The sequence below is a fragment of the Methanohalobium sp. genome, assembly GCF_018609725.1.
Lineage (GTDB): Archaea > Halobacteriota > Methanosarcinia > Methanosarcinales > Methanosarcinaceae > Methanohalobium.
In genome coordinates this window covers 1-3,736 of the sequence record NZ_JAHENT010000036.1, presented here as the reverse complement: position 1 = coordinate 3,736, position 3,736 = coordinate 1, and the positions used below count along the sequence as shown (strand labels likewise).

Genomic DNA, 3,736 nt, shown 5'->3' with positions numbered 1-3,736 from the left:
CTAAACGATTGTATAATGTATGTATCTGACCCAGAAGAATCATCTCCGTGCTGATAAGCAGACCTATGAAACTTTGAAGAGGTTGACCAAACTGTCCAAGAACCTGTACAATTATACATTGTACACCATCAGGCAGTATTTCTTCAATAATGGAAAGTATCTGAACTGGAAATCTGCTTATCACACGGTTAAAGAGAACGAGAATTACAAATTGATGCCATCTCAGGTTGCCCAGAATACTGTGGAAACTGTAGATGGTAGTATGAAATCGTTCTTCAAACTTCTGGATAAAAAAAAGAAAGGAGAATATGAGAAACCAGTTTCTCTCCCAAAGTATCTGGATAAAGACAGTAATTTCATATGTACTTTCAAGAAAGATCAACTGAAGGTTATCGACGATAAAATCAGATTATCTTTGGGTTTAGATTATTACAAAACTTATGGAACCAAGTACCTGTATTTCAGGATACCTGACAATATAATAGGTCAATACATCAATCAGGTTAGGATAATACCGAAATACAAAGGTAGATGGTTCGAAATAGAATTTGTCTATCACGAAGATGGAGAGATAGCTGAACTGGATTACAATAGCCATTTATCGATAGACCTTGGAGTAGACAATTTTGCAACCTGCGTAACGACCAGTGGGACTGCCTTCATATTAGACGGCAGGGGAATCAAATCTTACAACCGCTGGTGGAACAAGGAGAAGAGCAGGTTGCAGTCAGTCTACGATAAACAGAATGTAGATAATGGAATCAAAATGGATAGATTCTCTAATAAAAGGTTCTGGAAGATAAACGATTTCATGAACCAGTGTGTTAACCATATAGTGAAACACTGTCTGGAAAATCAAATCGGCAATATTGTGATTGGAGAAATGAAAGAAATCAAACAAGAACAAAACATCGGTAAAGAAAACACCCAGAACTTCCAGAAGATACCGTTTTCTAGATTTAAACAGAAATTAGCTTCTAAATGCGAATACCACGGTATCAAGTATCACGAAGTAAATGAGGCATATACCAGCAAGACTGATGCACTTGCTCTGGAACCCATTAGAAAACATAATAAGTATCTTGGTAAGAGATCGAAACGTGGAATCTTCCAGTCATCTACAGGTAGACTGATCAATGCCGATATCAACGGTGCATTGAACATCTTGAGAAAGGTACTCGGTGATTCCCTCGCTGGGATAATCGATAGTGAGGATGTGAACTCCCCTGGAAGAATAAGGTTTTTCGGCAACATACGTCAGTAAAGCAAACTTCTTCCGAAGCCGCTGAGTCTTTAGCTCAGCGGTAGTTCACATCATATTCGCATCTGATAACTTCCACCTTCTGTGATATGGTGTTAAATAATGCACAGGATGCACGGCTGTTACCATCTCTTGGTTGTCCTACTGCACCCGGATTAATTATTGTTTTTTTATCAATATTTTCAATCAGAGGTATATGTGAGTGACCTACAAAGATAAAATCAGCATTTAAATCCATTATCATTTCTCTAATTTGTTTTTTGGGTGTTTCAGGTTTTATATACTCATACATTGACCTTGGGCTACCATGCGAAAAATACAGTTTCAAACCATCGATGTTTTTAACGGTTTTATCAGGAAGTTTTTTAAGAAAATTAATATCTTTTTTGTCAAGCTGACTCCATGTATATTCACGGGTTGCGATTGAGAGATGTTTATAGTCATATCCACATCCACAATCTATACCAGATGCTACAGCATTGTCATGGTTTCCTTTAACAGTCTCTATGTTATTCTGTCTGGTTAGTTCTATACATTCATGTGGAGAGGGTCCATAATCCACAAGGTCACCCAGACAGATTATTTCGTCATGTGGTATACTTAAAACAGTATTAAAAGCTTCTTTATTTGCATGGATATCAGAGATTATCAGCAGTTTCATGGGTATCTATACCTGAAAATTTTGCGACTTTATTTCAATATAGTTTGAAATAAATATGTATAAGCTTTTCGTTTTGTATTAATTTAATACAGCAAACGTATTTATTAATTAATCTATTGAAGCTGTCAGAATTTAGAATTTTGCAGGTTAACTCTGTTAATTGCAAGTTATTTATAACACTGGTTCTATGTATAAAATATGTCATTCAATCCAATAGGTACAGTTTTTAATTACGCAGATGAAAAATCCCTGCAAATTCTTACACTGTGGAAAGATAGTATCAGCAAAATAGAATCAGATAATACTGACTTTCAATCTAAATTTGATAATAGGTATTCTCATTATATAGTAGTTCATGACTCCTTTGATTTCAAATTTTCAGAAAAACAGGAGGAATGGAATTTGAGATTTACCGGGAACGTTGGCGTCTCTGTTGTAGAATTTTTGAAATCCGATAATAAAGGAGTATATGTTAAAGGATTATTTGCAGAAAATGGTTCAAGAATTTATGATATACTACCGTATACATCGTTTGATTCGTTGAATGCTACCTATCCTCATCCGGCAATGAAAGAATTGAGAACAAAGGTTCTTGCACAGGTGTTACCAAAAATCGATGGTGAATCTATACTGGATATAGGGTGTGGTGTAGGTTCTATAACACTGGATATATCAGAACGAAACCCGGATTCCAGTGTTTATGGAATAGAAATATATGATAATTTGATATCCCAGTGTGAAATGAATGCTCAGGTACTGAGTGTTTCAAACGTGGGTTTTAAAATGGGAGACATCTATGAGCTACCCTTTAAGAACGAATCCATGGATACTGTTACATGCTTTTTTATGCTGCATCATTTAGATGATATACCAGCAGGACTTGAAGAAATCAAAAGGGTCTTGAATAGAGGGGGAGAACTTATTACTGCAGATCCACTGGAACACCATCATGGTCCTGAAATAACCGAAAAAGATTGGAAGAATTATTTTGAACAAGCGGGATTTTCAGTCAATTTTGAAAAGATAGGCAATGCACTTGTATCCTATGCAACGTTAAAATAGATAGGACGCAAACCATAATTGCGTCCTTTATGGCTGATTTTTCTACTCCAGAAGAATTATTTTTGTAAAAATAAGTAACTGGGTATTTGGTTTAAGTGTTACTTTTGTTACAGTAAATAACACTATAATAATGATAAAGAAATACCTTATCTAAATAGGTTTTGGTAATACTATTGGATAAATTCGTGTTATTCAAGTTTTATATATTCGAAAGATTAATGAATGCGTGTTACATGCTATCACAAACCAATCATTAATAGAAAAAAGGAGCAAGGACTATGCTGGGGATTGAAGACCCTTATATATTGTTGGCTTATATTCTTTCATTTCTGAGTGCTATTGGATGTGTAATCTACGGTATTCTTAATTGGAATAAAGAGGAAGATTAATAGTAGTTAAAGGAGTTTAAAAATGGCTGTAAGTACCCCTGTTCTGGCAGTAGTTGTACTGATTTATCTGATAGTAATATTTTATCTGGGATTGCTGGGATACAGACGGACGAACGAAACTGAAGATTATATGGTGGCTGGTCGAAAAATAAGCCCATATATTCTTGCGCTTTCCTATGGAGCCACATTTATAAGCACATCCGCTATAGTAGGGTTCGGTGGAGCAGCCGGTGCTTATGGGATGGGTCTTTTGTGGCTTACTTTTATGAATATTGTTTTTGGAATATTTATCGCATTTGTTGTGTTTGGTTCACGCACCCGCAAGATGGGTGTTAATTTAGATGCTGTAACATTTCCTGAGTT

At 35.6% G+C, this 3,736-nt stretch carries 4 protein-coding genes and 1 pseudogene; 4 read left to right on the top strand and 1 reads right to left on the bottom strand.

Annotation, left to right across the window (positions count from 1 at the left end; translation table 11 throughout):
• Nucleotides 1-19: 19 nt before the first annotated feature.
• The gene (locus tag QZ276_RS02085) at nt 20-1,264 is read left to right on the top strand and encodes a transposase (protein WP_292484843.1); all 1,245 of its coding nucleotides are present in this window, start codon (nt 20-22) and stop codon (nt 1,262-1,264) included.
• 34 nt (nt 1,265-1,298) lie between these two features.
• Here QZ276_RS02085 and QZ276_RS02080 read toward each other — a convergent pair whose 3' ends face one another.
• Entirely contained in the window at nt 1,299-1,922 is a 624-nt protein-coding gene (locus tag QZ276_RS02080) for a metallophosphoesterase (protein ID WP_292484842.1), read from the bottom strand.
• A 198-nt stretch (nt 1,923-2,120) separates the two neighbouring features.
• On the opposite strand from QZ276_RS02080, the gene QZ276_RS02075 reads away from it, so the two are divergent.
• The 3 genes and pseudogenes from QZ276_RS02075 to QZ276_RS02070 form a co-directional block, all read left to right on the top strand.
• Nucleotides 2,121-2,984 (top strand): class I SAM-dependent methyltransferase, encoded by an 864-nt coding sequence (locus QZ276_RS02075; RefSeq protein WP_292484841.1) that lies wholly within the window; start codon nt 2,121-2,123, stop codon nt 2,982-2,984.
• Nucleotides 2,985-3,262: 278 nt separating this feature from the next.
• Nucleotides 3,263-3,373 (top strand): symporter small accessory protein, encoded by a 111-nt coding sequence (locus QZ276_RS11445; protein WP_342765693.1) that lies wholly within the window; start codon nt 3,263-3,265, stop codon nt 3,371-3,373.
• Nucleotides 3,374-3,395: 22 nt separating this feature from the next.
• Nucleotides 3,396-3,736, top strand: a pseudogene (locus tag QZ276_RS02070) (sodium:solute symporter family protein); the annotation flags it as partial.